General features: G+C 56.9%; 26 protein-coding genes. 11 read left to right on the top strand and 15 right to left on the bottom strand.

Features of this window, described 5'->3' with window-relative positions:
• Window positions 1-118: 118 nt before the first annotated feature.
• From J3R80_RS10450 to J3R80_RS10435, 4 genes are all read right to left on the bottom strand, one after another.
• Entirely contained in the window at window positions 119-325 is a 207-nt protein-coding gene (locus J3R80_RS10450) for a hypothetical protein (protein ID WP_275393717.1), read from the bottom strand.
• Between the two features lie 325 nt (window positions 326-650).
• Complete coding sequence (locus tag J3R80_RS10445) at window positions 651-998, bottom strand: hypothetical protein (RefSeq protein ID WP_275393925.1); 348 nt, start codon at window positions 996-998, stop codon at window positions 651-653.
• 14 nt (window positions 999-1,012) lie between these two features.
• Window positions 1,013-1,354: a DUF6497 family protein gene (locus J3R80_RS10440; RefSeq protein WP_343075822.1), complete on the bottom strand. Its 342-nt coding sequence runs from the start codon at window positions 1,352-1,354 to the stop codon at window positions 1,013-1,015.
• A 125-nt stretch (window positions 1,355-1,479) separates the two neighbouring features.
• Window positions 1,480-3,012, bottom strand: coding sequence for an acyl-CoA carboxylase subunit beta (locus tag J3R80_RS10435; RefSeq protein ID WP_275393716.1), 1,533 nt, complete (start codon window positions 3,010-3,012; stop codon window positions 1,480-1,482).
• A gap of 169 nt (window positions 3,013-3,181) precedes the next feature.
• On the opposite strand from J3R80_RS10435, the gene J3R80_RS10430 reads away from it, so the two are divergent.
• The 3 genes from J3R80_RS10430 to J3R80_RS10420 all read left to right on the top strand — a co-directional run bounded on the left by J3R80_RS10430 (window position 3,182) and on the right by J3R80_RS10420 (window position 6,696).
• On the top strand, window positions 3,182-4,396 hold the full coding sequence (locus J3R80_RS10430; protein WP_275393715.1) for a multidrug effflux MFS transporter: 1,215 nt from the start codon (window positions 3,182-3,184) through the stop codon (window positions 4,394-4,396).
• A 72-nt stretch (window positions 4,397-4,468) separates the two neighbouring features.
• Window positions 4,469-5,872 carry a helix-turn-helix transcriptional regulator gene (locus tag J3R80_RS10425; RefSeq protein ID WP_275393714.1) on the top strand — a complete coding sequence of 468 codons (1,404 nt, stop codon included), beginning with the start codon at window positions 4,469-4,471 and terminating at the stop codon, window positions 5,870-5,872.
• A gap of 32 nt (window positions 5,873-5,904) precedes the next feature.
• Window positions 5,905-6,696: an alpha/beta hydrolase gene (locus J3R80_RS10420; protein ID WP_275393713.1), complete on the top strand. Its 792-nt coding sequence runs from the start codon at window positions 5,905-5,907 to the stop codon at window positions 6,694-6,696.
• A gap of 46 nt (window positions 6,697-6,742) precedes the next feature.
• Here J3R80_RS10420 and J3R80_RS10415 read toward each other — a convergent pair whose 3' ends face one another.
• The 4 genes from J3R80_RS10415 to betI form a co-directional block, all read right to left on the bottom strand.
• A complete protein-coding gene (locus J3R80_RS10415) occupies window positions 6,743-6,982 on the bottom strand; it encodes a DUF465 domain-containing protein (RefSeq protein ID WP_275393712.1) in 240 nt (79 codons plus the stop codon).
• A gap of 85 nt (window positions 6,983-7,067) precedes the next feature.
• The gene (betA, locus tag J3R80_RS10410) at window positions 7,068-8,723 is read right to left on the bottom strand and encodes a choline dehydrogenase (RefSeq protein WP_275393711.1); all 1,656 of its coding nucleotides are present in this window, start codon (window positions 8,721-8,723) and stop codon (window positions 7,068-7,070) included.
• Window positions 8,724-8,745: 22 nt separating this feature from the next.
• Window positions 8,746-10,254 carry a choline-sulfatase gene (gene betC, locus J3R80_RS10405; protein ID WP_275393710.1) on the bottom strand — a complete coding sequence of 503 codons (1,509 nt, stop codon included), beginning with the start codon at window positions 10,252-10,254 and terminating at the stop codon, window positions 8,746-8,748.
• Window positions 10,251-10,832: a transcriptional regulator BetI gene (gene betI, locus J3R80_RS10400; protein WP_275393709.1), complete on the bottom strand. Its 582-nt coding sequence runs from the start codon at window positions 10,830-10,832 to the stop codon at window positions 10,251-10,253. Before betI ends, betC begins: the two co-directional genes overlap by 4 nt.
• A gap of 192 nt (window positions 10,833-11,024) precedes the next feature.
• Here betI and J3R80_RS10395 point away from each other — a divergent pair, with 192 nt between their 5' ends.
• From J3R80_RS10395 to choV, 3 genes are all read left to right on the top strand, one after another.
• Complete coding sequence (locus tag J3R80_RS10395) at window positions 11,025-11,957, top strand: choline ABC transporter substrate-binding protein (RefSeq protein ID WP_275393708.1); 933 nt, start codon at window positions 11,025-11,027, stop codon at window positions 11,955-11,957.
• Window positions 11,958-12,035: 78 nt separating this feature from the next.
• On the top strand, window positions 12,036-12,866 hold the full coding sequence (gene choW, locus J3R80_RS10390; RefSeq protein WP_275393707.1) for a choline ABC transporter permease subunit: 831 nt from the start codon (window positions 12,036-12,038) through the stop codon (window positions 12,864-12,866).
• Window position 12,867: 1 nt separating this feature from the next.
• Window positions 12,868-13,926 (top strand): choline ABC transporter ATP-binding protein, encoded by a 1,059-nt coding sequence (gene choV / locus J3R80_RS10385; protein ID WP_275393706.1) that lies wholly within the window; start codon window positions 12,868-12,870, stop codon window positions 13,924-13,926.
• Window positions 13,927-13,937: 11 nt separating this feature from the next.
• Here choV and J3R80_RS10380 read toward each other — a convergent pair whose 3' ends face one another.
• Window positions 13,938-14,414, bottom strand: coding sequence for a hypothetical protein (locus J3R80_RS10380; protein WP_275393705.1), 477 nt, complete (start codon window positions 14,412-14,414; stop codon window positions 13,938-13,940).
• Between the two features lie 184 nt (window positions 14,415-14,598).
• Between J3R80_RS10380 and J3R80_RS10375 the strand changes: the two genes are divergently transcribed.
• On the top strand, window positions 14,599-14,967 hold the full coding sequence (locus tag J3R80_RS10375; protein WP_275393704.1) for a VOC family protein: 369 nt from the start codon (window positions 14,599-14,601) through the stop codon (window positions 14,965-14,967).
• Between the two features lie 3 nt (window positions 14,968-14,970).
• On the top strand, window positions 14,971-15,669 hold the full coding sequence (locus J3R80_RS10370) for a YafY family protein (RefSeq protein WP_275393703.1): 699 nt from the start codon (window positions 14,971-14,973) through the stop codon (window positions 15,667-15,669).
• 4 nt (window positions 15,670-15,673) lie between these two features.
• Here the strand turns inward: J3R80_RS10370 and polA are convergent, their stop codons facing one another.
• The 4 genes from polA to J3R80_RS10350 all read right to left on the bottom strand — a co-directional run bounded on the left by polA (window position 15,674) and on the right by J3R80_RS10350 (window position 20,806).
• Window positions 15,674-18,466 (bottom strand): DNA polymerase I, encoded by a 2,793-nt coding sequence (gene polA, locus J3R80_RS10365; RefSeq protein ID WP_275393702.1) that lies wholly within the window; start codon window positions 18,464-18,466, stop codon window positions 15,674-15,676.
• A gap of 90 nt (window positions 18,467-18,556) precedes the next feature.
• A complete protein-coding gene (locus J3R80_RS10360; protein ID WP_275393701.1) occupies window positions 18,557-18,739 on the bottom strand; it encodes a zinc-finger domain-containing protein in 183 nt (60 codons plus the stop codon).
• 69 nt (window positions 18,740-18,808) lie between these two features.
• Window positions 18,809-19,195, bottom strand: coding sequence for a histidine triad nucleotide-binding protein (locus tag J3R80_RS10355; RefSeq protein WP_275393700.1), 387 nt, complete (start codon window positions 19,193-19,195; stop codon window positions 18,809-18,811).
• A gap of 33 nt (window positions 19,196-19,228) precedes the next feature.
• On the bottom strand, window positions 19,229-20,806 hold the full coding sequence (locus J3R80_RS10350; protein ID WP_275393699.1) for a DUF5928 domain-containing protein: 1,578 nt from the start codon (window positions 20,804-20,806) through the stop codon (window positions 19,229-19,231).
• 152 nt (window positions 20,807-20,958) lie between these two features.
• Here J3R80_RS10350 and J3R80_RS10345 point away from each other — a divergent pair, with 152 nt between their 5' ends.
• On the top strand, window positions 20,959-21,777 hold the full coding sequence (locus J3R80_RS10345) for a sulfotransferase family protein (RefSeq protein ID WP_275393698.1): 819 nt from the start codon (window positions 20,959-20,961) through the stop codon (window positions 21,775-21,777).
• A gap of 6 nt (window positions 21,778-21,783) precedes the next feature.
• Here J3R80_RS10345 and J3R80_RS10340 read toward each other — a convergent pair whose 3' ends face one another.
• Entirely contained in the window at window positions 21,784-22,776 is a 993-nt protein-coding gene (locus tag J3R80_RS10340) for an adenosine kinase (protein ID WP_275393697.1), read from the bottom strand.
• Window positions 22,773-23,417, bottom strand: coding sequence for an endonuclease III (gene nth, locus J3R80_RS10335; protein ID WP_275393696.1), 645 nt, complete (start codon window positions 23,415-23,417; stop codon window positions 22,773-22,775). Before nth ends, J3R80_RS10340 begins: the two co-directional genes overlap by 4 nt.
• Window positions 23,418-23,551: 134 nt before the next feature.
• On the opposite strand from nth, the gene J3R80_RS10330 reads away from it, so the two are divergent.
• Window positions 23,552-24,400 (top strand): bifunctional helix-turn-helix domain-containing protein/methylated-DNA--[protein]-cysteine S-methyltransferase, encoded by an 849-nt coding sequence (locus J3R80_RS10330; protein ID WP_275393695.1) that lies wholly within the window; start codon window positions 23,552-23,554, stop codon window positions 24,398-24,400.
• A gap of 95 nt (window positions 24,401-24,495) precedes the next feature.
• Window positions 24,496-25,161, top strand: a complete 666-nt coding sequence (locus tag J3R80_RS10325) for an OmpA family protein (protein ID WP_275393694.1) — start codon at window positions 24,496-24,498, stop codon at window positions 25,159-25,161.
• Window positions 25,162-25,225: the final 64 nt, after the last annotated feature.

The following is a 25,225-nucleotide window of genomic DNA, read 5'->3' as shown; positions in this document are numbered from 1 at the left end:
CGTTCATGTATTGGCGCGGCGGGTCAACCCGTCGCGCGAAGTGGCATAGAAAAGCCCACAGGGTTTGATCCCGGCGGGCTGAAAAAAGCGTGAAGTGCCGTACGAAACGGCGGATGTGTCAGTTACAGAAGCGCACACCGACATCGTCGCACAGCGCACCCGCGCCCGCCCCGATGACCGCACCTGTAAGAAGGTTGCCGCTGGTCGCCTTGGCGACCACCGCCCCTGTCGCCGCGCCGACACCGGCGCGTTGAAGATCGTTCCACTGACATCCTGCCAGCACGATAAGGGCTGTGACCCCCACGAATAGTTTGCTGATCTGCATCGTTGACTGCCTCTGGTTGTATTTTTTATTACCACCAGTTTGCCTTGATTTGCAGGAATCCCAAAGCACAATTTTGTTTCATGCACGGCATAGCCCGCGCAATCGGCAAAAAAGAGGCCCGGTTCAGTTGCTTTCGCAAAGAACCGGGCTGAAGAAGGGGAAGGGTAATGGTTTCGACAAACCATAGCGGAAAACGGGGATGTGCTTTCCGCTTGAGATACAGATTGGCACGCCTTTCCCGTGTTGCAAGAATGCGTTGCAACCAAGCCCACCTTTTGGGCTGGAATCTGCCGGTTCGATGAAAGGGCGGGCGGGTTCATGCCGATCAATCCTCAAAAACGTCCGGAAATGCGGCAGTTGCGCGATTCACGTCGATCATCAGAAGGGCTTCGTAGCTTTCCGGATCGAATGGATCCTCTGCGGCAACGACTTCGCGCCCGAACAGCCACGACAGGCGCCCGGCATCCAGATTTCCACGCTCAAACGGCTGATCGCCAAAATAATTCCACAACGCCTCCATGAAGCCGGCATCGGCGCGGCGATCGGCGGGACGGCGGTCAGCAAAACGCTCGCGCGCGACAAGCGGCGTTGCGCCGCTTTTATTGGGTCGGCGAATGGTGAACTGAAAGTCCGACCCGGGAAGCCGCCCCGGAAACCCTTTGTGTTTGGTCATATATGGCAATGCCATCAGAACCCCTCCCAAACGCACATTCCATCCTCGGGCCGGTAGGCTTCGAAGAACTGTGTCGCATCCGGATCGGTCATGCCGTGCTCGACGACGCGATCGGATAAAACGATGATGATCTGAGCAGGCATCGCGACGCCCGTCGTCAACATTTGCGGCAATACATAGTCCTGACACAACGTGGCCATATCGCCCTCTGCCTGCACAAATTCTAAGTCCCCGTTTTCGCGTGAAATGCGGGGGGCAAGGAACCGAACGCGGATCGCCGTGCCAACAGCACTGTCTTCGCCTTCAATCACATCCAAAAAAGTCACCTCTTGCCCGGACGGCACATTGATCCGCATGCCCTCTTCAAAAAGCGCTTCTGTGGAGCCTGCGGCTGCGGGCGCGGAAAGGGTTAAGGCGGCGGCACATGCCATCACCCCAACCAGGCCCGGCAGGCCGTTATATCCCCCCACGCCTGTCATTTCTACAGCGGGATATTGTCGTGCTTTTTCCAGGGGTTCTGCAGCTTCTTGTTGCGCAAGGATGCAAAGGCCCGGCAGATCCGCATCCGAGAGGAGCGCGGCTGGATCACTTCGTCGATAAAGCCACGTTCGGCGGCAACGAAGGGATTGGCGAACCGTTCTTCGTAATCCTGCGTGCGCTGAGCGATTTTCTCGGGGTCGCCCAGTTCGGACCGATACAGGATTTCTGTTGCGCCCTTGGCTCCCATCACCGCAATCTCTGCGGTGGGCCACGCATAGTTGAAGTCGCCACGCAGGTGCTTGGACGCCATAACGTCATACGCCCCGCCATAGGCTTTACGGGTGATCAGGGTAACCTTCGGCACCGTCGCTTCACCATAGGCAAACAGAAGTTTCGCGCCATGCTTGATGACACCGCCATATTCTTGGCTGGTTCCCGGCAGGAAGCCCGGCACATCAACCAAGGTCAGGATCGGAATTTCGAATGCATCGCAGAAGCGCACGAAACGTGCAGCCTTGCGCGAACTGTCAATATCCAGACAGCCGGCCAGCACCATTGGCTGGTTGGCGACGACGCCAACCGTTTGACCTTCCAGCCGCACGAACCCGGTGATGATGTTTTTGGCGTACTCTTCCTGAATTTCATAGAAATCGCCTTCATCGGCCAGTTTCGCGATCAGCTCTTTCATGTCGTAGGGCGCATTGGCGTTGTCCGGCACCAATGTATCAAGGCTTTCATCTACCCGCGCCGGATCATCAAAGAACGGGCGCGTAGGGGCCTTGTCGCGATTGTTCAGCGGCAGAAAATCGACAAGGCGACGAATTTCGGTCAAGGCCTCGACATCATTTTCAAATGCACCGTCTGCGACCGACGACTTCTTGGTGTGGGTCGACGCCCCGCCAAGCTCTTCGGCGGTCACCACTTCGTTGGTCACGGTTTTCACAACATCAGGACCAGTCACGAACATATAAGAGCTGTCTTTCACCATGAAGATGAAGTCGGTCATTGCCGGTGAATAGACCGCACCACCCGCGCATGGCCCCATGATCACCGAGATCTGTGGCACAACACCCGATGCCATGATGTTACGCTGGAATACCTCGGCATACCCCGCAAGGGACGCCACGCCTTCCTGAATGCGCGCGCCACCAGAATCGTTGATGCCGATCACCGGCGCGCCGTTCTGCATTGCCATGTCCATGATCTTGCAGATCTTTTCCGCATGGGTTTCCGACAGCGAACCGCCAAAAACGGTGAAGTCCTGACTGAACACATAAACCAGACGTCCGTTGATCGTTCCCCAACCGGTGATGACACCGTCGCCCGCAGGTTTGTCGGCCTCCATGCCAAATTCCGTGCACCGATGGGCCTTGAACATGTCAAACTCTTCAAACGAGCCTTCGTCCAACAGAAGCTCGACCCGCTCACGTGCGGTCAGTTTGCCTTTTTTGTGTTGACTGTCGATCCGTCGCTGTCCGCCCCCAAGGCGGGCGGTCTTGCGGCGATCTTCAAGCTCCTGAAGGATATCTTTCATCTGGCAGCACTCCTTGATTTCCGGGCAAAGTAACGCTTAACCGTTCATCCCGAAAGGAAAATTGGGCGAATTTGCAAATTTATTGCAATGTGAATATTGCAAATTGAATAACTGCAAATTCTGCCTTCTCGGGATGGACAGTCCAGCGACCCAAGCCTAGCCATGACACATGCCATTAAGATCCGCATCCCGTTTTTTGGATTCATCCACACCGCCGCATGTCTTCACGCTCACTTTCGTGGCCGCTGCAGCAACCCTGTCGATGAATGTCTTTCTGCCGTCCCTGCCCGGCATGGCGCGGTATTTCGATACCGACTATCGCATCGTACAGTTATCTGTCGCCTTGTATCTGTGCATCAACGCGTTGATGCAGGTGGTGGTCGGGCCGCTATCAGACAGATTCGGGCGGCGCCCTGTGATCATGGCCGGGTTTGCCATCTATATCGTCGCCACTCTTGGCTGCATCTATGCACCCAGCGTTGAAGTTTTCCTTGGGTTTCGAATGCTTCAGGCATCCGTCGTTGTTGGCGTCGTCCTTTCACGCGCCGCGATCCGTGACATGGTGCCCGGCGACCAAGCGGCATCAATGATCGGATATGTAACCATGGGCATGTCGATCATCCCAATGATTGGCCCTTCAATCGGCGGCGTTCTGGATCAGGCCTTCGGCTGGAAAGCCAACTTCTGGTTGCAAGCTGGCGCGGGTGTGGCGGCAATCCTTCTGACCTGGCGTGATCTGGGTGAAACGATCACGCCGCAACCTGGCGGATTCAGCGCCCAGTTCCGCGCCTATCCATCCTTGCTGACATCGCCGCGGTTCTGGGGATTTTGTGCATCTGCCGCGCTGACCTCCGGGGCGTTCTTCGCCTATCTCGGCGGCGCGCCGTTTGTCGGAAGCGAAATCTACGGCATGAGCCCCGCGCGCCTAGGGTTGTTCTTTGGCGCGCCCGCCGCCGGGTATCTTGTGGGAAACTACATCTCGGGGCGATACTCAATGCGGATTGGTTTGACCAATATGGTGTTTTGGGGCGCCATTATCACGGCTGCTGGCCTATTCCTTTCGCTTTCACTTTTCCTACTTGGCTTTGGATCCGAATACGTTTTCTTCGGCTTTATGACCTGGGTCGGTGTTGGCAATGGCATGACCCTTCCAAACGCGACGTCAGGCATGATGAGTGTGCGGCCCGAGCTTGCTGGCAGCGCCTCGGGTCTTGGCGGAGCATTAAACATCGGCGGAGGTGCTGCCCTGTCAGCCCTTGCCGGGTGGCTGTTGGTGCCCGGATCAACCGCGCTGCCGCTTCTGCTTTTGATGCTCGCCTCTTCGGCGATGGCGGTCGTTGCAATCTTACTGGTGATGCAGCGCGAAAAACGGTTGAATCTTTGACGCAGCGCTTTTGCAAATGGTATAAGGGAGTACTAGCAAATTTTGCAAACCCCCAAAAGGAACACCCTGCGCATGGCCACCCAGAAACTCTATGCTGGTGTAAAGCTTCGTGAAATTCGATCCCGGCTCGGATTGACCCAGAAAAACTTCGCCGAGAAACTGGGCGTCAGCCTGCCCTATCTGAACCAGATGGAAAACAACAACCGACCTGTCTCGACCGGGGTCGTATTGGCGCTGGCACAGGAGTTTGGTTTCGATGTTGCCGAGTTATCGACGGGCGACGCCGAACGTCTGGTCAGCGACATGCGCGAGGCATTCGCAGACCCGGTGTTTTCAGATGTGCCACCCTTGGCTGACCTCAGGCTCGCGGCCTCAAACGCACCCGCGCTTGCGCATGCTTTGCTTGAACTTCACCGCGCCTATCGGAGGGGCCATGAAAGGCTGGCATCTCTGGACGAAAACCTTGGCACGGTTGATCTTGGCTCAAAGGCAAGCCCATGGGACGAAGTGCGCGACTTCTTTCACTATTGCGACAACTACATCGATGCTGTGGATCGCGCCGCTGAGCATTTCGCCGCCACGGGAAAGGCCCGCGGATTGGCCCCTACGGAAATGGCCGAAACCGTTTTGAAAGACCGGGGGATCCAGCTGGAACGAGTCGATCAGGATGCGATGCGCAGCTATGATCCCGAAAACCGGATTCTGCGCCTATCCACGCGCCCGCCCCGTCCCACGCAGGAATTCCAGTTGCTCATGCAGATCGCGTTGTTGACCCAAGACGCGTTGTTAGAGGCGACACTGGATTTTGCCCGTTTCCAGACCGAAGAAGCCCGTGCCATCGCCAAACTTGGACTTGCCAACTACTTCGCAGGGGCTGCCAGACTGCCCTATGAGCAGTTTCTTGCCGCAGCACGTGAGACACGTCACGACCTTGAACGGTTGGCAGATCGCTTTGGCGCATCCATCGAACAGGTGGCCCATAGACTGTCCACCTTACAAAGACCCGGCGCGAAGGGTATCCCCTTCTTTTTTGTCCGCGTTGATCAAGCCGGCACCATTACGAAACGACACTCTGCGACACGTCTTCAGTTTGCGCGGTTCGGCGGGGCCTGTCCGTTGTGGAACGTGCATCAAGCCTTTGAAACACCGGGACGTTTCCTGCGTCAACTTGCGCAGACGCCGGACGGTGTCAGATATCTCTGCCTATCGCGGAACGTCTCGAAATCTGGGGGCAGTTTTGACGCCCCTGTGCGACGCTATGCGATCGGTTTGGGCTGCGAGGTGAAACACGCCGGGGCCTTGGTTTACGCAGACGATCTGAACGTGACGAATGACGCCGCATTTGAACCAATAGGCGTGTCCTGCCGCATCTGCGAACGCCAGTTCTGCCACCAGCGATCCGTGCCGCCCCTTGAACGCAAGCTGCAAGTCGATCCATATTCACGCGGCACACTCCCATACGAGATCAAACGATGAAGAATTTTCTGTTTTCGGCCCTGTTGATGGTGGTGGCAATCTTTGCCGCCTCAGCACCTGCGTCCGCCCAAACAAGCAGCGTTCAATCTGCCTTGGAACGGAAGGTTTTTTATCAGTTCAATCCTCAGAAGGCTAACCCGAAGGTTGCGCATCCAAAACTGAAGGCGAAACGTTACAAGGGCGCCGTCATCTGGGTCATACCGCCCAAAGCCGGGAAACCCACGATCTATTATCTGCCCGGTTCCGGTGGCAACCTTGCGACGCGCCGGAAAAAATTCCCTTGGCTGATTGGCAATGGCTATGGATTGGTCGCGCTTGCCTATCCCGGGATGAGCGGCAGCAAGGGATTGCCCAGCCGCAAGGTCATCCAGAACCTTGCCAATTCGCTGTATCGGGATTTACCCAAATACGTCGGAGATGGTCCGGTGATTATTTTTGGTGAAAGTCTGGGCACAGGCGTTGCACTTCAAATCGCTGACAGCAAGGTCGGGCGGCAGCGCCCGCCCATCGGATTGATCCTTCAGGCGCCGTATACTTCGCTGGTTGATCTGGTTGCTGCCAAGCGGCCTGCAATGCTTCCCCTGTTTGCCTCGCGCAATGACCTGTGGCCGTCAAAGCGAACGATCAGGCGGGTGAAGATACCGACATTCATCATGCATGGCGGGAGCGATAAAACAGTCCCGATATCGATGGGGCGAAAGCTTTATAAGCTATCACCCAGCCCGAACAAACGTTTCGTGACCCAGGCGAAAGCCGGGCATACAACAATTTGGTCGAAGCAGTCTTTGAAGAAAATGAAAGAGTGGATTGCGACGCTTCAATAATGAAAGCCACCCCGGTTCATGCAGGGTGGCTTTCGTTTCAGGCGCGCTATGCCGCCGTCAGCATCCGATAAATCTCATCTTTCAGAACTGCACGTTTTTTGCGCATTTCCTCTTCGTTGAACTGGTCCGTCGGCTCCACGTTGGTTTCGGCGCGATGCACGGCACGATTCAACTCGTGATACTCATCGGCCAGCTTCGCGAAATGAGCGTCAGACTGCTTCAACTCGGCCATCTTCTCGATCATATCCGGGAACTCTTCATTCAGTTCATGAGGGGTGTGGGACATTCGCGATCTCTCCTTTTATCTTGGTTCGGTCCAAGATTGCGCCGGTCCATCCCGCCCTGCATTGACCCGGATCAAACCAATGGCGCTAACGCTGTGAATTCTGCCAATCCGGATGTATCCACGGCGCGTCGTTTGATGCGGGAAGCCGACGCCCAAGGATATGATCCGATGCCTTCTCTCCCACCATGATCGATGGCGCATTCAGATTTCCGTTGGTGATCCGCGGAAACACCGAACTATCGGCAACCCGCAGGCCATCAACGCCGATCACCCGCAATTCCGGGTCGACCACGGCGTTCGGATCATCGGCCCGCCCGATCCGGCAGGTGCCACAGGGGTGATAGGCGCTTTCGGCGTGTTCGCGGATGAAGCTGTCAATCTCGTCATCGGTTTGCAGCGCATTGCCGGGCTGAATTTCGTGCTTCACATGATCCTTGAACGCGTCCTGAGAAAAGATTTCGCGAGTCAAGCGAATGCACGTGCGGAACTCCTCCCAGTCCTGATCTGTGGACATGTAGTTGAAGAAAATCCTCGGGGCTTCGTTCGGGTCCGCCGATTTCAGCGTGATCTCGCCCCGTGACGTGGACCGCATGGGGCCTGTATGGGCTTGAAAACCGTGCCCTTCGGCGGGTGCGGTGCCATCATAGCGCACCGCCATCGGAAGGAAGTGGTATTGGATATCGGGGTATTCGACACCCGCGCGCGAACGAATGAAAGCCGCGCTTTCAAATTGGTTTGATGCGCCAAGTCCGGTTTTTGTGAACAACCATTGCGCGCCCAGAATGCCCTTCCAGACCAGGTTCCAATAGCGATAGAGCGTGATCGGTTTCTGCGCCGCATATTGCATATAGACTTCAAGATGGTCTTGCAGGTTCTGACCGACACCCGCGCGATCAGCGACAACCGCTATCCCGTGCTCGGACAGATGCGCCGCCGGGCCGATGCCCGACAGCATCAGAAGTTTGGGCGAGTTGATCGAGCTGGCAGCGATGATCACTTCGGCCTCAGCTTGGATAACCTCGATCTTGCCGCCGCGTTCGACCTCGACCCCGGTGGCGCGGCCATCTTCTATCACAACCTTTCGAACGAACGCGCGGATCAGATCGCAATTGTCCCGTTTCAGCGCCGGACGAAGATAGGCATTCGCCGCCGACCAGCGCCGCCCGCGCCAGACGGTTTGCTCCATCGGGCCGAAGCCTTCCTGCTGCTGACCGTTATAATCCCCTGTGACCGGATATCCGGCCTGCGTTCCTGCCTCAACAAAGGCGTGGAAAAGGGGGTTTTTTCGCGGTCCACGCGTCACATGCAGGGGGCCATCTGTGCCACGCCATCGGGGATCACCGCCATGGCCACCGTCATGCCAGTGCTCCATCCGCTTAAAATAGGGCAGCACATCTGCATAGGACCACCCATCGGCACCGCTTTCGGCCCAATGGTCGAAATCCTTCGCGTGTCCGCGGACGTAAACCATGCCGTTGATCGAGCTGGACCCGCCAATGACCTTGCCGCGCGGGGTCACCAGCCTGCGCCCGCCCAGATGCGGTTCAGGTTCGGTCATAAACCCCCAGTCATACTGGCGCATGTTCATGGGATAACTCAGCGCCGCCGGCATCTGTATGAACGGCCCCGCATCGGTGCCGCCATGTTCAATCACCAGAACCCGCTTGCCTGCTTCCGCCAGCCGATACGCCATTGCGCATCCCGCGCTGCCCGCGCCAACGATGATATATTCTGCTTGCATTGTTTTTCCGTCAGATCAGGGGTTACTCGCCACGGGGGAAGCGAGCGTTTTCTTCAACATTGTCGAGGTTCATGTGGTTTCGCATGTAGCGTTCAGATGCCTTTTGCAGCGGTTGGTAATCCCATGGGAAATAGGCCCCGTTGCGCAGAGCTTCATACACCACCCAGCGCCGTGCCTGACTTTCGCGCACTTCGGCATCATAGGCCGCAAGATCCCACCGCGCTTCGGACTTGGCGCGAAGGCTGTTTAACGTGCCCAGATGTTCAGGATGGCTTGCCAGGTTGTTTAACTCGTGCGGATCGTCGTCAATGTTGAATAACTGATCGGGATCTAGCGCACAGCGGGTGTATTTCCACGGCCCATATCGCAAAGAGACAAGTGGCGCATAGGACGCTTCCGCCGCATACTCCATCGCAACAGGGCTTTCGCGCCCCTCGCCTTTGGCCAATGGGACGAGAGTTTCGCCATCCACCCAAGGCTTTACCTCGTCCAACGAAATACCTGCCAGATCGGCCAATGTCGGGGTGACATCCAGCGTGGACACCGGCGTTTCGATCAACCCCGGCGCAAGGTCCGGGGCCGAAATCATCAGGGGCACCCGCGCCGACCCTTCATAGAAGTTCATTTTGAACCACAGGCCACGCTCCCCCAGCATGTCGCCATGGTCAGACACGAACAGGATGATCGCATCCTGTCTGGTGCGTTCCATCACGTCCAGCATCTCGCCGACCTTGTCATCCAGATACGAGATATTGGCGAAATAGGCGCGGCGCGAGCGACGGATATCTTCATCGGCGATGTCGAAATTGCGCCAATCATTGGCGTCAAAAATCCGTTGCGCGTGTGGATCGTGATCGTCGTAATCCATCGCGGGCACCTGGGGCAGAAGATGCTCGCAACCCTCGTACAAATCCCAGTACTTGCGGCGTGCCACATAGGGATCATGCGGATGCGTGAAACTGACCGTCAGGCACCACGGGCGGTTATCATGTCCCCGTGCAAGGTCATACAGCTTGGCACAAGCGTTGTAAGCAACCTCGTCATCATACTCCATCTGGTTGGAAATCTCGGCGACCCCTGCCCCGGTGACGGACCCCATATTGTGATACCACCAGTCGATCCGCTCACCGGGTTTGCGGTAATCCGGTGTCCAACCGAAATCAGCAGGGTAGATATCGGTGGTCAGACGCTCCTCGAATCCGTGCATCTGGTCGGGGCCGACGAAGTGCATTTTTCCAGACAAAGCGGTTTGATAGCCCGCGCGGCGCAGGTGGTGGGCGTAGGTCGGGATGTCCGAGGCGAACTCGGCCGCGTTGTCATAAACCTTGGTGCTTCGCGGCAGCAGGCCCGACATGAAACTGGCCCGGCCCGGTGCGCACAGGGGGCTGGCGGTATAGGCGTTTTGAAACCGCACCGACCGCGCCGCCAGTTTTTTCAGGTTCGGGGTGTGCAACCATTCCGCAGGGCCGTCCGGGAACAGGGTGCCGTTCAACTGGTCGACCATGATGATCAGGATGTTCGGCTTGGTCATGCGTAGGTCTCCAATATGACATCAAGACAAGCCAGCACCCGGTTGCAGGCGCGCGCGCCGCTTGGTGTGTCCTCGCGCAAGGCGTGGCGGATATAAAGCCCGTCGATCATCGAGGCGAGCGTGTCGGCCACGTCATGTGCGTCGTCGCCGACAAGCGGGCGCAGGGCATGAACAAGATTCGAATGCAACCGGTGCTGATACACGCGCAACAGGCGCCGCGCCCCATCGTTGCTTTGCGACAGCACGTAGAAATTCAGCCAGGCCGATATGACCTCGGGCCGGAAGTTACCGGCTTCGAAATTGGCGCGGATGATCGCTTCAAGCCGATCCCGCGGCGCCGTTAGACCAAACAGGGCAACCCGCACCTGTGCGCCATAGATCGTCAGGATATGGCGCATCGCCGCAAGGAATATCTGTTCCTTACCGCCGAAATAGTGATGGGCCAACGCGCTGGACACGCCTGCACGCTTGGCAATCTGGGTCACGGTCACGTCCAAGCTCCCCGCGCGCCCGATCTCGTGGATCGTGGCTTGCACCAGCGCGCCGCGCCGGATTGGTTCCATTCCAACCTTGGGCATATCCCCTCCAATTCCGGTATCTTGGCAGGATTGCGTTTTTTTAATTGACTCGTCAATCAATAAAAAGCAGCGTCTGTGACTAATGAAGCTGGTTTCACCCATGCATCCACTACGTTAGGGTTGGATGAGTGGTTCGGGATGCCCCGAACCTTCGGTCAAAAGAAACCGCACGAACAAATAGGGAGCGACTAAATGAACCTCAGAACGACACTATCAGCCTTTGCCCTTACGGCCGTAGCAAGCGCCGCATTTGCACAAGGCGAATGTAGCGAAGTCACATTCTCGGATGTGGGTTGGACAGACATTACCGCCACGACGGCTGCCACGACGGTTGTGCTGGGCGCACTGGGATATGACACTGACATCAAGGTGTTGTCCGTGCCCGTGACCTATACGTCGATGGCCGAAGGTGACATCGACGTATTCCTTGGCAACTGGATGCCAACGATGGAAGCCGACATCGCGCCTTATCGCGAGGCTGGCACCGTGGACACCGTGCGCATGAACCTTGACGGCGCGAAATACACGCTTGCCGTGAACAAGGCGGCCATGGATATGGGCATCAAGGATTTCGCCGACATCGCAGCGCAAAAGGACGCGTTGGAGGGCAAGATTTACGGCATCGAGCCGGGCAATGACGGCAACCGCCTGATCCAATCGATGATCGACGGAAATGCGTTTGACCTTGAGGGATTCGAGGTCGTTGAAAGCTCGGAACAAGGGATGTTGGCGCAGGTTGCCCGTGCCGACAAAAAAGGCGAGCCGGTTGTTTTCCTTGGTTGGGAACCCCACCCGATGAATGCCAATTTCGACATGGGCTACCTGACGGGTGGCGATGATTTTTTCGGTCCCAACCTTGGTGGCGCACAGGTCATGACCAACACCCGCAAAGGTTATGTCGATGAATGCCCAAATGTTGGCAAGCTTCTGCAAAATCTCGAGTTTTCACTGGCCATGGAGAACGAGATCATGGGCGCGATCCTGAATGACGGGGAAGACCCGGCCGATGCCGCAAGCGCGTGGCTGAAAGCCAACCCCGATGCGTTCGTGGCGTGGCTGGACGGTGTGACCACGGTTGATGGTGGCGACAGCGTTGCCGCCGTCAAGGGCGCGCTGGGTCTTTGATCTGACCCCATCCACAAACGCGCCGGAGATATCTCTGGCGCGTTTCTTTGATTTTTCGAGATGTGAAAAAGGCAGAGCATGGACTGGCTGACCGAGACCAAGATACCCGTGGGCAAGACCGCCAAACAGTTGTTTGACTGGCTTCAGGACACGGGAGAGCCCTTCTTTGACTGGCTCAGCTGGCTGATGGAGCTGCTGATCGACGGCATCCTGTGGGTGTTACAAACCCCGCATCCATTGTTGGTAACCGCCACTTTCGTTGCGATCACGTGGCTTTTGCAGCGCAACTGGAAAACTTGTCTGCTTGTGCTCTTTGGGTTCCTGTTCATCCTTAACCAAGGGTATTGGGAAGAAACGACCGAAAGCCTGACACTGGTCCTATCGGCCTGTGTGGTCTGCATGGCGGTCGGCACCCCTATCGGGATTGCCGCCGCGCACCGTCCACGCCTGTTTCGCGCGATGCGTCCAGTGCTGGATTTGATGCAAACGCTGCCGACTTTCGTCTACCTGATCCCGGCGATCGTGTTTTTTGGCATCGGCATGGTGCCCGGCCTGATCGCGACGGTGATCTTCGTGCTGCCCGCACCCATTCGTCTGACCCATCTGGGCGTCAGCTCGACCCCTCCTGCGCTGTTGGAGGCCGCACAAGCCTTTGGCGCAACGCCAAGGCAGACCCTTTGGAAAGTCGAACTTCCCTATGCGCTGCCGCAGATCATGACCGGTCTGAACCAAACCATCATGCTGTCCTTGTCGATGGTTGTGATTGCGGCTCTGGTCGGGGCCGATGGGCTGGGTGTGCCCGTCGTGCGGGCGCTGAACCAGGTGAATACGGCGCTTGGATTTGAAAGCGGATTCATCATCGTGGTCGTGGCCATCATGCTTGACCGCGTTTTGCGAGTGGAACGTTAAGATGGCACAGATCACAAATCCCACCGACTCCAATGGTGTTGCCGTTAAATTCGACAACGTCTCGATCGTGTTCGGACAGTCGCCAGACAAAGCCCTGCCATTAATGGATCAGGGCCTGACGCGCGCCGAAATCCAGGAAGCCACAGGCCAGGTTCTGGGTGTGCATAACTGTTCGCTGACAGTGCAGGAAGGTGAAATCCTTGTGCTGATGGGGCTGTCCGGGTCAGGGAAATCCACCCTTCTGCGCGCTGTGAACGGGTTGAACCCGGTGGTGCGGGGCGCAGCACATGTCTGTGACGGGAACGTTCTTGTCGATGTGACCAATGCGAATAAAAACACGCTGCGCCGCATCCGCGCGCGCCGCGTTGCGATGGTATTCCAGCAATTTGGCTTGTTGCCATGGCGAACCGTGCGCCAGAATGTCGGATTGGGGCTGGAGCTTGACGGCGTGTCCATCGCTGATCGCAAAGATCGCGTGGACGCTCAGTTGGAACTGGTGGGCCTGACCGATTGGGCCGATCGCAAGGTCGGTGATTTGTCCGGGGGTATGCAACAGCGTGTGGGCCTTGCCCGTGCCTTCGTGACCGAAGCCCCAATCCTGCTGATGGACGAACCGTTTTCGGCGCTCGACCCTTTGATCCGTACCCGGCTTCAGGACGAGTTGCTTGAACTGCAACAAAGCCTGAAACGCACGATCATCTTCGTCAGCCATGATTTGGACGAGGCATTCAAGCTGGGTGATCGGATTGCGATCATGGAAGGCGGGCGCATCGTGCAATGTGGTACACCACGCGACATCTTTACGTCTCCTGCCGATGATTATGTGGCTGATTTTGTTGCTCATATGAACCCGCTGGGTGTTTTGACCGCACGGGATGTCATGACCAAAGACCTGTCCACAGCCCCTGCCAAGGTGGATGTGCGGGATCGTGTCGCGAAAGTGATGACAGCATTGGATGGCCAAACGGAACTATGTGTCACCGAAGGCGGCAAACCGGTTGGTCGAATTACATCGGACGATGTAATGAAACGTCTGCTGGACCCGCGTGGCGACAGCTAGGGGATCTCAGCTCACTGACTGGCGATGCAATACCGCAGCTGGGGCTTCTTCCCGACCGCTTTGCGGGGGCAAGCTCCGGCTGGCAAAGCACCGTCATGGACCTTACCCGGCTCTGGCACGGCAACAATCTCGTGCGCCCAGCCAAACGGACGGGCCTGAAGTGACCAGCCGGACAACACCGGTGCACCATTGGTCGACGACACGGCCAGATGACGATCATCTTTGGGCATCCACAGCCAATATCCGCGGGCGCGCAGTTTCGAATGGACCTGTCCAACCTTCATCCAGACGCCATCATCTGCCGGTTTTGAACAAACCTCAGCCCGTGTCAGCGCCCGTTCTGCGCCACCTTCACCCGCGACCGGCTCCCACCCAATCACGCGATCGCAGAAGGTAACGTCGCCACCGGGCGTTTCCGTTTTGGTGGTCTGGCACCCAGCCAGCGCAATTGACGACAGGATCACGACGGTAAGGATTATTTGGCGCATATCAGCCCTCTGAACAGGTGCCGGAAGCCTATAGCACCCGCGTCTCTGGTCAAGCGGAGCGGACAGCCGATTTATCGGCCGCGCAGTTTCCGGCCTATCCGCGACGATCCAAATACTCCTGACAGTATGCTGTCAGGAGGGGTGTGCGACACAGGCTTCTCAACATCAAATAAAGGAGCCTACTATGGACACCCAACCCCTTGTTGTCTGGACAGAAATCCCAGTTACAAACCTTGAGAATGCCGTTGCCTTCTACACCGAGGTTTTCCAGTGGAAGATGGCAATTGACGAAACAGGCCCTAATCCCTTGGCCAACTTTTCCAGTGACACGACTGGTGTCGGCGGTCATCTATACGAAGGAAAACCCGCCGCAGATGGAACGGGTCCAACCGTACATATCGCGGCCCCTGACAAGCTGGAAACCTGTGCCAAGCGGTGCGAAGCCGCCGGTGGCACGATGAAGGGGCCAATCATCGAAATTCCGCCCGGTCGGTTCCAGTATGCCACCGATCCGGACGGCAACTCGATCGGATTGTTTGAACCGAAAGGATAATACATGCGCCGTGCCGACCGCCTGTTTCAGATCGTTCAACAACTTCGGGGCGGTCGGCTGACCACCGCGCGTGATTTGTCCGAAACGCTCGAGGTCAGCGAGCGGACAATCTATCGCGACATCGCAGACCTGATCGCATCTGGCGTTCCGATCGAAGGCGAAGCGGGCGTCGGATATGTGATGCGGGCGGGGTACGATATTCCGCCCCTGATGTTCACGCGTGAGGAAGTTATGGCCGTCATCGCTGGCACCCGTTTGATCGAACGAATGGGCGGGGCTGCCATGGCTGAAGCTGCAGCCGAAGCTCTGATAAAGATCAAGGCGGTATTACCCGAAAGGCTTGAAGCGCAAACCGACCGGGTCGAAATTCACGCTGGGCCAAACCTGATGCCGTCCGAACGCGACAGGCATTTTATTGACCAGATCGAAACAGCGATAGACGCCCGTCTGCGCCTTGTGCTGAGCTATTCAGATGAGGACGCACGCAAATCCGCGCGGGTCGTTCGCCCCCTCGCTTTGTGGCTGTGGAAAAACGGATGGTGCGTTGTCAGCTGGTGCGAGCTGCGCGAGGATTTCCGCATGTTCCGGATTGACCGGATCGAAGGCTTCACAATCGGCGAACGGTTCCGGGAAGAGCGCGACAAAAGCCTGCCCGCCCTTTATGCGCAACTGGCTGAACGCGGGATTGATCCGAAAAGATAGCGTTTCAGTGCGCTTCTGCCCAATTCATACCCGTCCCCGCGTCAACAACCAGCGGCAAATCAAGCTTCACCGCCGGTTCAGCGGCCCCTTCCATCACGCCTCGCACGACCTCGATCACCTCATCCACGGCGCTGTCTTCAACCTCGAAAATCAGTTCATCATGAACCTGCAACAGCATCTTCGCAGGCAGTTTGGCAATTGCATCTGGCATGCGGATCATCGCGCGGCGAATGATATCGGCGGCGGTGCCCTGAATGGGCGCATTAATCGCGGCCCGTTTGGCAAAGCCCGCATGCGGCCCCTTCGCGTCGATTTCGGGCGTGTGGATCTGTCGACCGAACAGGGTTTCGACCCGCTTGTGTTCCTTCGCGAAAGCCACCGTATCGTCCATGTATTTACGAATGCCCGGGAAGCGTTCGAAATACCGGTCGATGAAGCCCTGCGCTTCGGCGCGCGGGATGCGCAGATTGCGGGCCAGACCAAAACCAGAGATGCCATAAATCACGCCGAAGTTGATGGCCTTGGCCTGACGGCGGATATCGGGTGTCATCTTGTCCATCGGCACATCGAACATTTCCGACGCCGTCATGGCGTGAATGTCCTGCCCATCACGAAACGCCTGCTTCAACGCGTCGATCCCCGCCACATGGGCTAGGATGCGCAGTTCGATCTGGCTGTAATCCAGACTGATCAGCTTGGCACCTTCCGGTGCCACAAAAGCTTCGCGGATGCGGCGCCCTTCTTCTGAACGGACTGGAATGTTCTGCAGATTGGGGTCGGTCGAAGCCAAACGCCCTGTGTTCGCCCCCGCAATCGAATACGAGGTATGCACCCGACCCGTCTCGGGATGAATGTGATCCTGCAAGGCGTCGGTATAGGTCGATTTCAGCTTTTGAAGCTGGCGGTAATCCAGCACTCGTGCGGCAAAGTCATGCTCGGCGGCCAGATCGGCCAGCACATCGGCAGGCGTTGACCACTGACCCGATTTGGTGCGTTTTCCGCCCTCTAACCCCATCTGATCAAACAGCATTTCCCCGACTTGTGCCGGGCTTTGTACGTTGAACTCTCGCCCTGCAATCTCATAAAGCTCGGCTTCATAGCCCGCCATCTTCTGCGCAAAGGCATTCGACATGCGCGACAGGACATCACGATCCACCTTGATGCCCGTCATTTCCATCTGCGCCAGCACCGGCACAAGTGGACGCTCAAGCCGTTCATAAACGCGCGTCACCTTGGCACTGTGTAGACGTGGTTTCAGATAGTGCCACAGCCGAAGGGTGATATCGGCATCTTCGGCTGCGTATTTCACTGCATCTTCGACGGGCACGCGGTCAAACGTGATGGCCGATTTCCCCGTTCCCAGAAGCGACTTGATCGAAATCGGCGTATGCCCCAGATACCGATCCGACAGCGTGTCCATCCCGTGATTGTGAAGCCCCGCGTTCTGCGCGTAAGACATCAGCATCGTGTCATCAATCGGTGCAATATCAACGCCATAGCGCGCCAAAATCTTCGCGTCATATTTCATGTTCTGCCCGATCTTCAGGATCGCGGGATCCTCAAGCACCGGTCTCAGAAGGGCCAGAACCTCGTCCAGCGGCATTTGCCCATCAGCCAGATCGTCACTGCCGAACAGGTCGTCGGTCTGGCTGGTCTTATGGGTCAGCGGGATATAGCAGGCCTCGCCCGGCTCCACCGCCAGCGAGATGCCGACCAGTTCGGCGCGCATTTCGTCCAACCCGGTGGTTTCGGTGTCAAACGCCACATACCCACGCCTATAGATACGATCGACCCAAGCCTTCAAAGCGGTCGCATCTTTCACCCATTCATAGCTCTCGGGATTGATCTCGGGCATCTCAGGGGCGCTGGCATCGAGCTCCGCCTCAACGCTCTTAATCTCTGGCGCCTCCACATCAAACTTCTTCGCGACGCGATTGGTAAGTGTGCGAAACTCCATGTCGGTGAGGAAATGCAACAGCGTTTCGGGGTCGGGCTCTTTCAACTCCAACTCATCGAAGGGCAAATCCATATCCATGTTGTCATCCAGTTTCACCAGATCACGGCTGATGCGGATTTGTTCAACATTGTCGATCAGAGTTTGGCGGCGCTTGGGTTGTTTGATTTCACCGGCGCGCTCCAGAAGCGTATCCAGATCGCCAAATTCATTGATCAGAAGTGCTGCCGTCTTGATCCCGATACCCGGTGCACCGGGCACGTTATCGACGCTGTCGCCCGCCAAAGCCTGCACATCCACCACGCGGTCGGGGCCGACGCCAAACTTCTCCTCCACACCCTCTACACCGATGCGCTTGTTCTTCATCGGATCGAGCATCTCGACCCCGCCACCAACCAATTGCATAAGATCCTTGTCAGACGACAATATCGTGACCCGCCCGCCCGCTTCGTTGGCGCGTTTTGCAAGGGTAGCGATGATATCGTCTGCTTCGAAACCTTCTTTCTCGATGCACGCGATGTTGAAGGCCCGGGTGGCATCGCGGGTCAGCGGGAACTGTGGCACAAGTTCTTCAGGCGCGGGTGGGCGGTTGGCCTTGTAAAGCGGATACATATCGTTGCGGAAGCTCTTGCCCGAATAGTCGAAGATCACGGCAACATGGGTAGGCGCATCCGGGCCGGTATTGTCTTCGATAAACTTGAACAGCATGTTGCAAAACCCGGCGACCGCCCCGATGGGCAACCCGTCGGATTTGCGCGTCAGCGGCGGCAGCGCGTGATAAGCCCGGAAGATAAAGGCCGACCCGTCGACCAGATGCAGATGACAACCTTTTCCGAAGCTCATCGGCCCCTCCCTCGTTTTCAAACGCCCTCAGACGCAAAAGGCCGCGTGGCGTTTGCCCGCGGCCCGTCTTTTCTGACCGGATGGCGGCGTTCAGGCCGCCTTGTCCGCATAATCCTTGTGCACGTATTTGCAATCACAATAGGGGCATTCTACCCAACCATGTTCGTTCGGGATTTGCAGGTACACCCGCGGGTGGCCAAGTGCCCCTTCGCCGCCGTCACAGGCGACTTTATAGCTGTCCACAACTTTGGTTTCAGGCGGAGTCTGGGTCATTACGGACACCTCGTTCATTCGTTTCGCGGTATGATACCAGCACCGCGTGTCTCTGCAAGGCAGAACCGATCAGTCGCCCGCGCGTTTCAGCATCCGGCCCAACATGCGTCCGCCCAGAATATGGGTGTGGAAATGCGGCACTTCCTGCACACCGTCTTCGCCGGAATTGGCAATTGTGCGATAGCCTTGCCCCTCGTCCCCCGGTGCGATGCCCAGCGCCGAACAGACCTTGCCAATCGCACGCGTGTAACCGGCGATCTCGGCATCCGTCGCAGTGTTCGCGAAATGGTCATGATTTACATACGGTCCCTTTGGGATCACCAAGACATGAACGGGCGCTTGCGGCTGGATATCACGAAACGCCAGTGCGTAATCATCCTCGTAAACCGTATCGTTGGGGATTTCACCGCGCAGTATTTTCGCAAAGATGTTTTGGTCGTCATAGGAATAAGGCATGTCTGTCTCCTGTCATAGTGCCGGATCAGGTCATCAATCGGCGAAAAGGTGGTCCAACTCTGCGATCTCTTTCGCACGATCTTCGGTGATCGACAAAAATCGCGACAGTGGCACGGTATTCTCGTCAGCACTGGCGGATTCGCTGATGCGATACAGCTCGGCAAAGCCAGCATCACGAATCTGTTCGCTTTCGAATGCGACGTCGGATCGGATCGTCGGCAGCAAACGGTCGATGGCGTCCTGCGGAGTGTTGTCACCCGCCAGCCCCACGCGTTTTGCATGCCCCAACAGATAGTCATCCGTGAAGTCACAGTGGACCTCCAACAACCGGGTCGTTGATCTGTCCGAGAAGAAATCCTGCAACAGATCAAGGTTGTTGGGGTCCATGCAAACGACCAAGCGATTGGTATCGTAGTAGTCAAACAGCATCCGCATCAGCGCCCTGCGGTGCCGGGTGCGTTTGCCCATCCGCGTTTGAATACCCCCCAGATCAGGCATCGGGCAGCTTTCCTCGTCGAACAGGTATTCAATGGCGGGCAGCCCTGTCACCTCGGCGATCTTTTGCAACAGACGTTTGCCGACATGCCACTTCTTGGACACGATGATCAACAGCTCCCGATCCCGTCCAAGGCTGCTTTCGGCCTCCCAAAATCGCGGGGCGAACCTTTGTCCGATCCGACCTCGTCCGGTCAGGAATTTGAACAGGCTGCGCCCTTCGTTCGATATCTGGAACGTGACACCTTCGGCAGCATACAGATCTCCAAGACGGCGTTTCAGCTCACGCGCTTCGGGGCTGATCTTTCGTGCAAAAAGAAAATCCTGGCTGAGCAGCAAGTCATAGTGATCATCATAAAATGTCACCGGCATGCCATAGTCGGTAAACATCAGAAATGTCGGCGTGCGCGACCGGATTTCGCCTTCGGGCACCAGATGCCGCACCAAAGTCTGAAAAAAAGTCTCATCCGGGATCCATGTGGTGCGGAAGAACCGCATTACATCTCGGCGCTTGCGCGTGAACTCGACGATCCATTCGATCGTGCGCCGGCGAAGGCACCACCATTGGCTGCCGATCATCACCTGCACATCCTGCGGAATATCCCGTGTCAGCCCAAGCTTCTTTTGCAGATTGAAGCTGGCATAAAACCTGCGTTTCTGGGTTCGTTCGTTAAAGAAGTGGCGATAGATCAGCCGCTCTTCTTTCATCCCGGTCTTGATCCAGTCGCTTTCAAAATAGTCGAAACTCTCGATGTAATCGACGTCAGAAGAATCAAGGAACTTATGCGTGTATTCCGCAGACTTGATAGCCATGCAGTCACCGGACACCATGTAGAAATGTGTCGCGCGCGGAAAGTCATCCAGCGCGGCCTCGACCGCGTTCAAGGTGGCCTGCACCAATGACCATTCGCCCCAGCCACATTTGACGCGTTTACGCGCAAAAGTGACATTTGGATTGTCCGCAAGTGCGTCGCGAATCTTCTGATAATGCTCGGGATTGGCACTTGCATCGAAATGAATCGACATACAGTCGCCAACAGCCGTCAACCGCGTCGCCTGATTGATGATTGCGTCAGGATCCTTGTGGCACAACAGAATGAAGGCGATTTTAGCCATGGGAACGTCACAAAATCCTTGTCGGCACGAAGACTGCAGACATTGATAGCGTGAAAGACCATTGAATAAACAGTGTTTCTTTGCTTTTTTCTGAACGGTATTGTTGTATTCGTTTCAATCGCTCGTTGTAAGGCCTCGGAGGTATTGAGTTTATGGGATTTCCCGGCACCTGGATGACCGAAAGCGAAAGCGTTGTGTATCGGGTCGTGCCCAAATGCGCGTGCTCGACCATTGGGCAGATCATGTTTTATTCTGACCACGGCAGTTTTTTCGATGGCGATATTCACGACAGCACCGATGGCTTACACAAATGGGCACAGGATGCGTCACAAAATCTAATTGAAAACAATGTGTTGACCCATTCAAGCTATGCTTTCACCTGCGTTCGCAATCCCTATTCGCGGATACTGTCCAGTTTCTTTGACAAAATATGCGGCATTCAGCGCAATGGTCGACGGTATCGTGGCAATCTGGTGCCGCTTCTGATCCAGAAATACGGGATCGAGGTTGGCGACCCTGACAACGGGTTTGACTTTGACCAGATAAAGAGCTTTCGGCGGTTCTTGTTGTTTGCCCGTGATACGATCCGCTGGCGTCGGCCCATGGACCCTGACATTCACTGGTCGGCGATGTCCGGCCATGTGGCAACGTTCATTGCCAACGGGGGCCGCTATGACAATATCGTCTGGACCGAACAGTTCAACGACGGCATGCAACAAGTGCTGGATTCGATCGAAACACCGCATCCGGTGACCCTGAGCGACATTCCCCGTTTCAACGAAAGCGAGGGGCACGGCCCGAAGCGCGCTCACCCGGTCGAAGACTATTTCGACGATCTGTCGATGCACCTTGTCTATGAAATCTACAAACGCGATTTCGATCTGTTCAAATATGACTTTGAAAACCCCGCTAGCAAGATGCCCATCGGCGAGATTGACCTGGACGAAGTACACGCCAAGTTGGGCGATTGATACCGGTCAGACCAGCCCCTTGTCGCGTAGAAGTGCCAGCAGGTTCCGGTCGGCGCGTGGCCCGATATGGCGGATCACCTCACCTGCAATTGCACACCCCATCTCGCCGCAAACGCGCATATCGGCACCCGAAGCAAGCCCGTAAAGGAACCCGGCCGCAAAGCCGTCGCCCGCACCGGTCGCATCGACCGGGACGATACGTTCGACCGGCACATCTACGCGTTCGCCATTCGCCAAGATGGACACGCCATCCCCGGACCGGGTGCAGACCACCATCGGGCAGATTTCGGCGGTTTTGGCGATAGCCTCTTCCAAGTCTTCAGTTTCAAACAGGGATTTGATTTCGGCTTCGTTGCCGATGACATAGTCCAGATCGTGTTCGATCAAGGTCAGGAAGTCGTCCCGATGACGTTCCACGCAGAACGGATCGGAAATGGCGATACCTGCAAGTCCGCCTGCGGCGCGACAGGCGCGTGCCATGGCGATAAACGCCTCTTTCCCCTTGTCCTTGTCGAACAGATATCCTTCCAAAAACACGATCTCGGCATCTGCCGCGACATCCGGATCCACATCGTCCGACCCCAGTTCCGCCGAAATGCCCAGATAGGTATTCATCGACCGCTCACCATCCGGCGAGACAAAGATCATCGACCGCGAGGTCGGAAGCTCGCCGCCCGGCACGGGGGGATTGATGAACCGTGTGCCGTCCATCTCCATCGCGTCGGCATAGAAACGACCCAGTGCATCGTCGTGAACTCGCCCTACAAACCCGGTCGGCAGGCCCAGCTTTCCAATTCCCGCCAGCGTATTGGCCACCGATCCGCCCGCCGCCTGCTTGCGGTCATTCATAGCGGCATACAACACTTCGGCCCGGTCGCGTTCGACCAGTTGCATGATGCCCTTTTCAATCCCCATCAGCTCAAGAAAACTATCATCAGCCACCGTCAACACGTCCACAACGGCATTACCGATGCCGACAACCTTATACTTTTTCGTCATAAATTCTTGTCCTCATATGGGCAGAGATCCCGGATAATACAGTTTCCGCACATTGGCTTGCGCGCCTTGCAGGTATAGCGACCATGCAGGATCAGCCAGTGATGGGCGTGTTGCTGATAATCGGCGGGGATGTTGTCTTCTATGGCACGCTCGACCGCGTTGACGTCTTTTCCAACCGCGATGCCGGTACGGTTTCCAACGCGAAAGATATGGGTGTCAACCGCCTGCGCGGGCACGCCCCACCACATGTTCAACACGACATTGGCCGTCTTGCGCCCGACCCCCGGCAGCGATTGAAGTGCGGCGCGGGAATTGGGAACAACACCGCCATATTCCTCAACCAAAATACGGCTGAGCTTGATGACGTTCTTGGCCTTTTGCCGAAACAGGCCAATGGTCTTGATATGTTCGATCAACCCATCTTCGCCAAGCGCGAGCATCTTTTCAGGCGTATCGGCGATCTTGAACAGCGCATGTGTCGCTTTGTTAACGCCTACATCGGTGGCCTGCGCCGACAGCGCCACGGCAACCACCAGCGTATAGGCATTCACATGCTCAAGCTCGCCTTTGGGTTCCGGTTCTGCCGCGTGAAAGCGGTCAAAGATCGCACGGATCTGGTGATATCCCAGTTGCTTTACCATGCAGATGCTATGCCTGTTTCTGGGCAGTCCGACAAGGCGCTTCCCCCGATGATATCGAACGGATGCGCAATTTCCGGGTCGCTTTGTGCCGGTGATCTGCGCCATTCTAGCGCCGTAGAACAAGCGAGGCCTCCATGACCCTTCAGGAAGACAGCTATCATTACAACGTAATCCGCCGGGCAATCGACCATATCGATCAGGCTGACGGAGAGCCTTTGTCTCTGGAGGCATTGGCCGCCAAGATGGATATGTCGCCCGCCCATTTTCAGCGTGTGTTTTCACGCTGGGTTGGCGTGTCTCCGAAGCGGTATCAGCAGTTCCTGACATTGGGCCACGCGAAAGCCCTGTTGAAGGAACGGTTCTCCACGCTGCAGACATCTCAGTCGGTCGGGCTATCAGGGCAAGGGCGGCTGCACGACCTTTTTCTGCGGTGGGAAGCGATGAGCCCGGGCGCCTATGCTGCAGGCGGTGACGGACTAACTATCAACTGGGGATGGTTCGACAGCCCCTTTGGCCCGGCCTTGGTAATGGGAACGGACAAAGGCATCTGCGGATTGGGCTTTGCCGCCGAGACTGGCCCGCACGTGGCCATGGCCGATCTGCAATCCCGCTGGCCCAATGCCTGTTTCCAGGAGGATCCGAAGAAACTGGCACCATGGGTTGAACAAGCGTTTGACCAACGCGGCATGACCCCGCTTCACCTGATAGGTGCCCCCTTCCAGATCAAGGTGTGGGAGGCGTTGCTGTCCATCCCTTCCGGCCATGTGACGACCTATTCGCAGATCGCTGAAACCATCGGCTCGCCACGGGCCGTGCGGGCGGTCGGCACCGCCGTTGGGCGCAATCCGGTCAGTTGGCTGATTCCATGCCACAGGGCGTTGCGCAAATCCGGCGCGCTGGGCGGCTATCACTGGGGTTTGCCAGTGAAACGTGCGTTGCTCGCATGGGAAAGCGCTCAGGTCGAAAATGCCGCAGGTGCTTGATTTCCGCCTGATTTCGTCAACAAACGGGCTTGTTATTCGATATCAATCGTCGTTCATGTAAGACAAACGCGAATAACAAATCTGAGGAAAGCAGTATGCACGCTAAACGCTCTATCTTAACGCTCGCGATTGTTGGCGCATTGGCCACCACGGCCTGTACATCGCCGACGCAAAGCCCGACGAGCAACATGGGGCCGCGCACCCAAAACGGCGCAGCAATCGGCGCCATCGCGGGCGGCCTTTTGGGAGCAACCCGCAAAGGCGACGGTAAACTTGGCAAGGCCGCGGCTGGCGCGGTGATTGGCGGTGTTGTCGGTGGCCTTATTGGTCAGCAGTTGGACAAGCAAGCTGGCGACCTGCGCCAATCGATCGACAACGATCAGGTCAAGATCGTGAACACCGGAAACGAACTGATCGTGACGTTGCCGCAGGACATCCTGTTTGCCACGGACAGCGCAGATGTCGGCTATGCCCTGCAATCCGATCTGCGCGCTGTCGCAGAGAACCTGCGTCAATATCCCAACTCGGTCATCGAAGTTGTCGGCCATACTGACAATGTAGGTGATGCAGATTACAACCTGTCGCTGTCACGTCGTCGGGCTGCTTCGGTGGCGGCTGTTCTGACGTCGAACGGCGTTCCGACGTCCCGCGTTGTGACCATTGGATACGGCGAAGATCGACCGATAGCTTCGAACCTTGATGCCTATGGCCGTCAGCAAAACCGCCGGGTCGAGATCATCATTCGTCCGATCCGCAACTGACCAACTCATACATACCCAAGAAAAGCCGGGCACATGTCCGGCTTTTTTCATTGAGGCACAGCCG

Origin of the sequence: Aliiroseovarius sp. Z3, from assembly GCF_029105185.1 — a bacterium.
In the GTDB taxonomy this organism is placed as follows: domain Bacteria; phylum Pseudomonadota; class Alphaproteobacteria; order Rhodobacterales; family Rhodobacteraceae; genus Aliiroseovarius.
The sequence above is the reverse complement of the archived record's forward strand: the minus strand, read 5'-3'. Positions and strand labels throughout refer to the sequence as shown.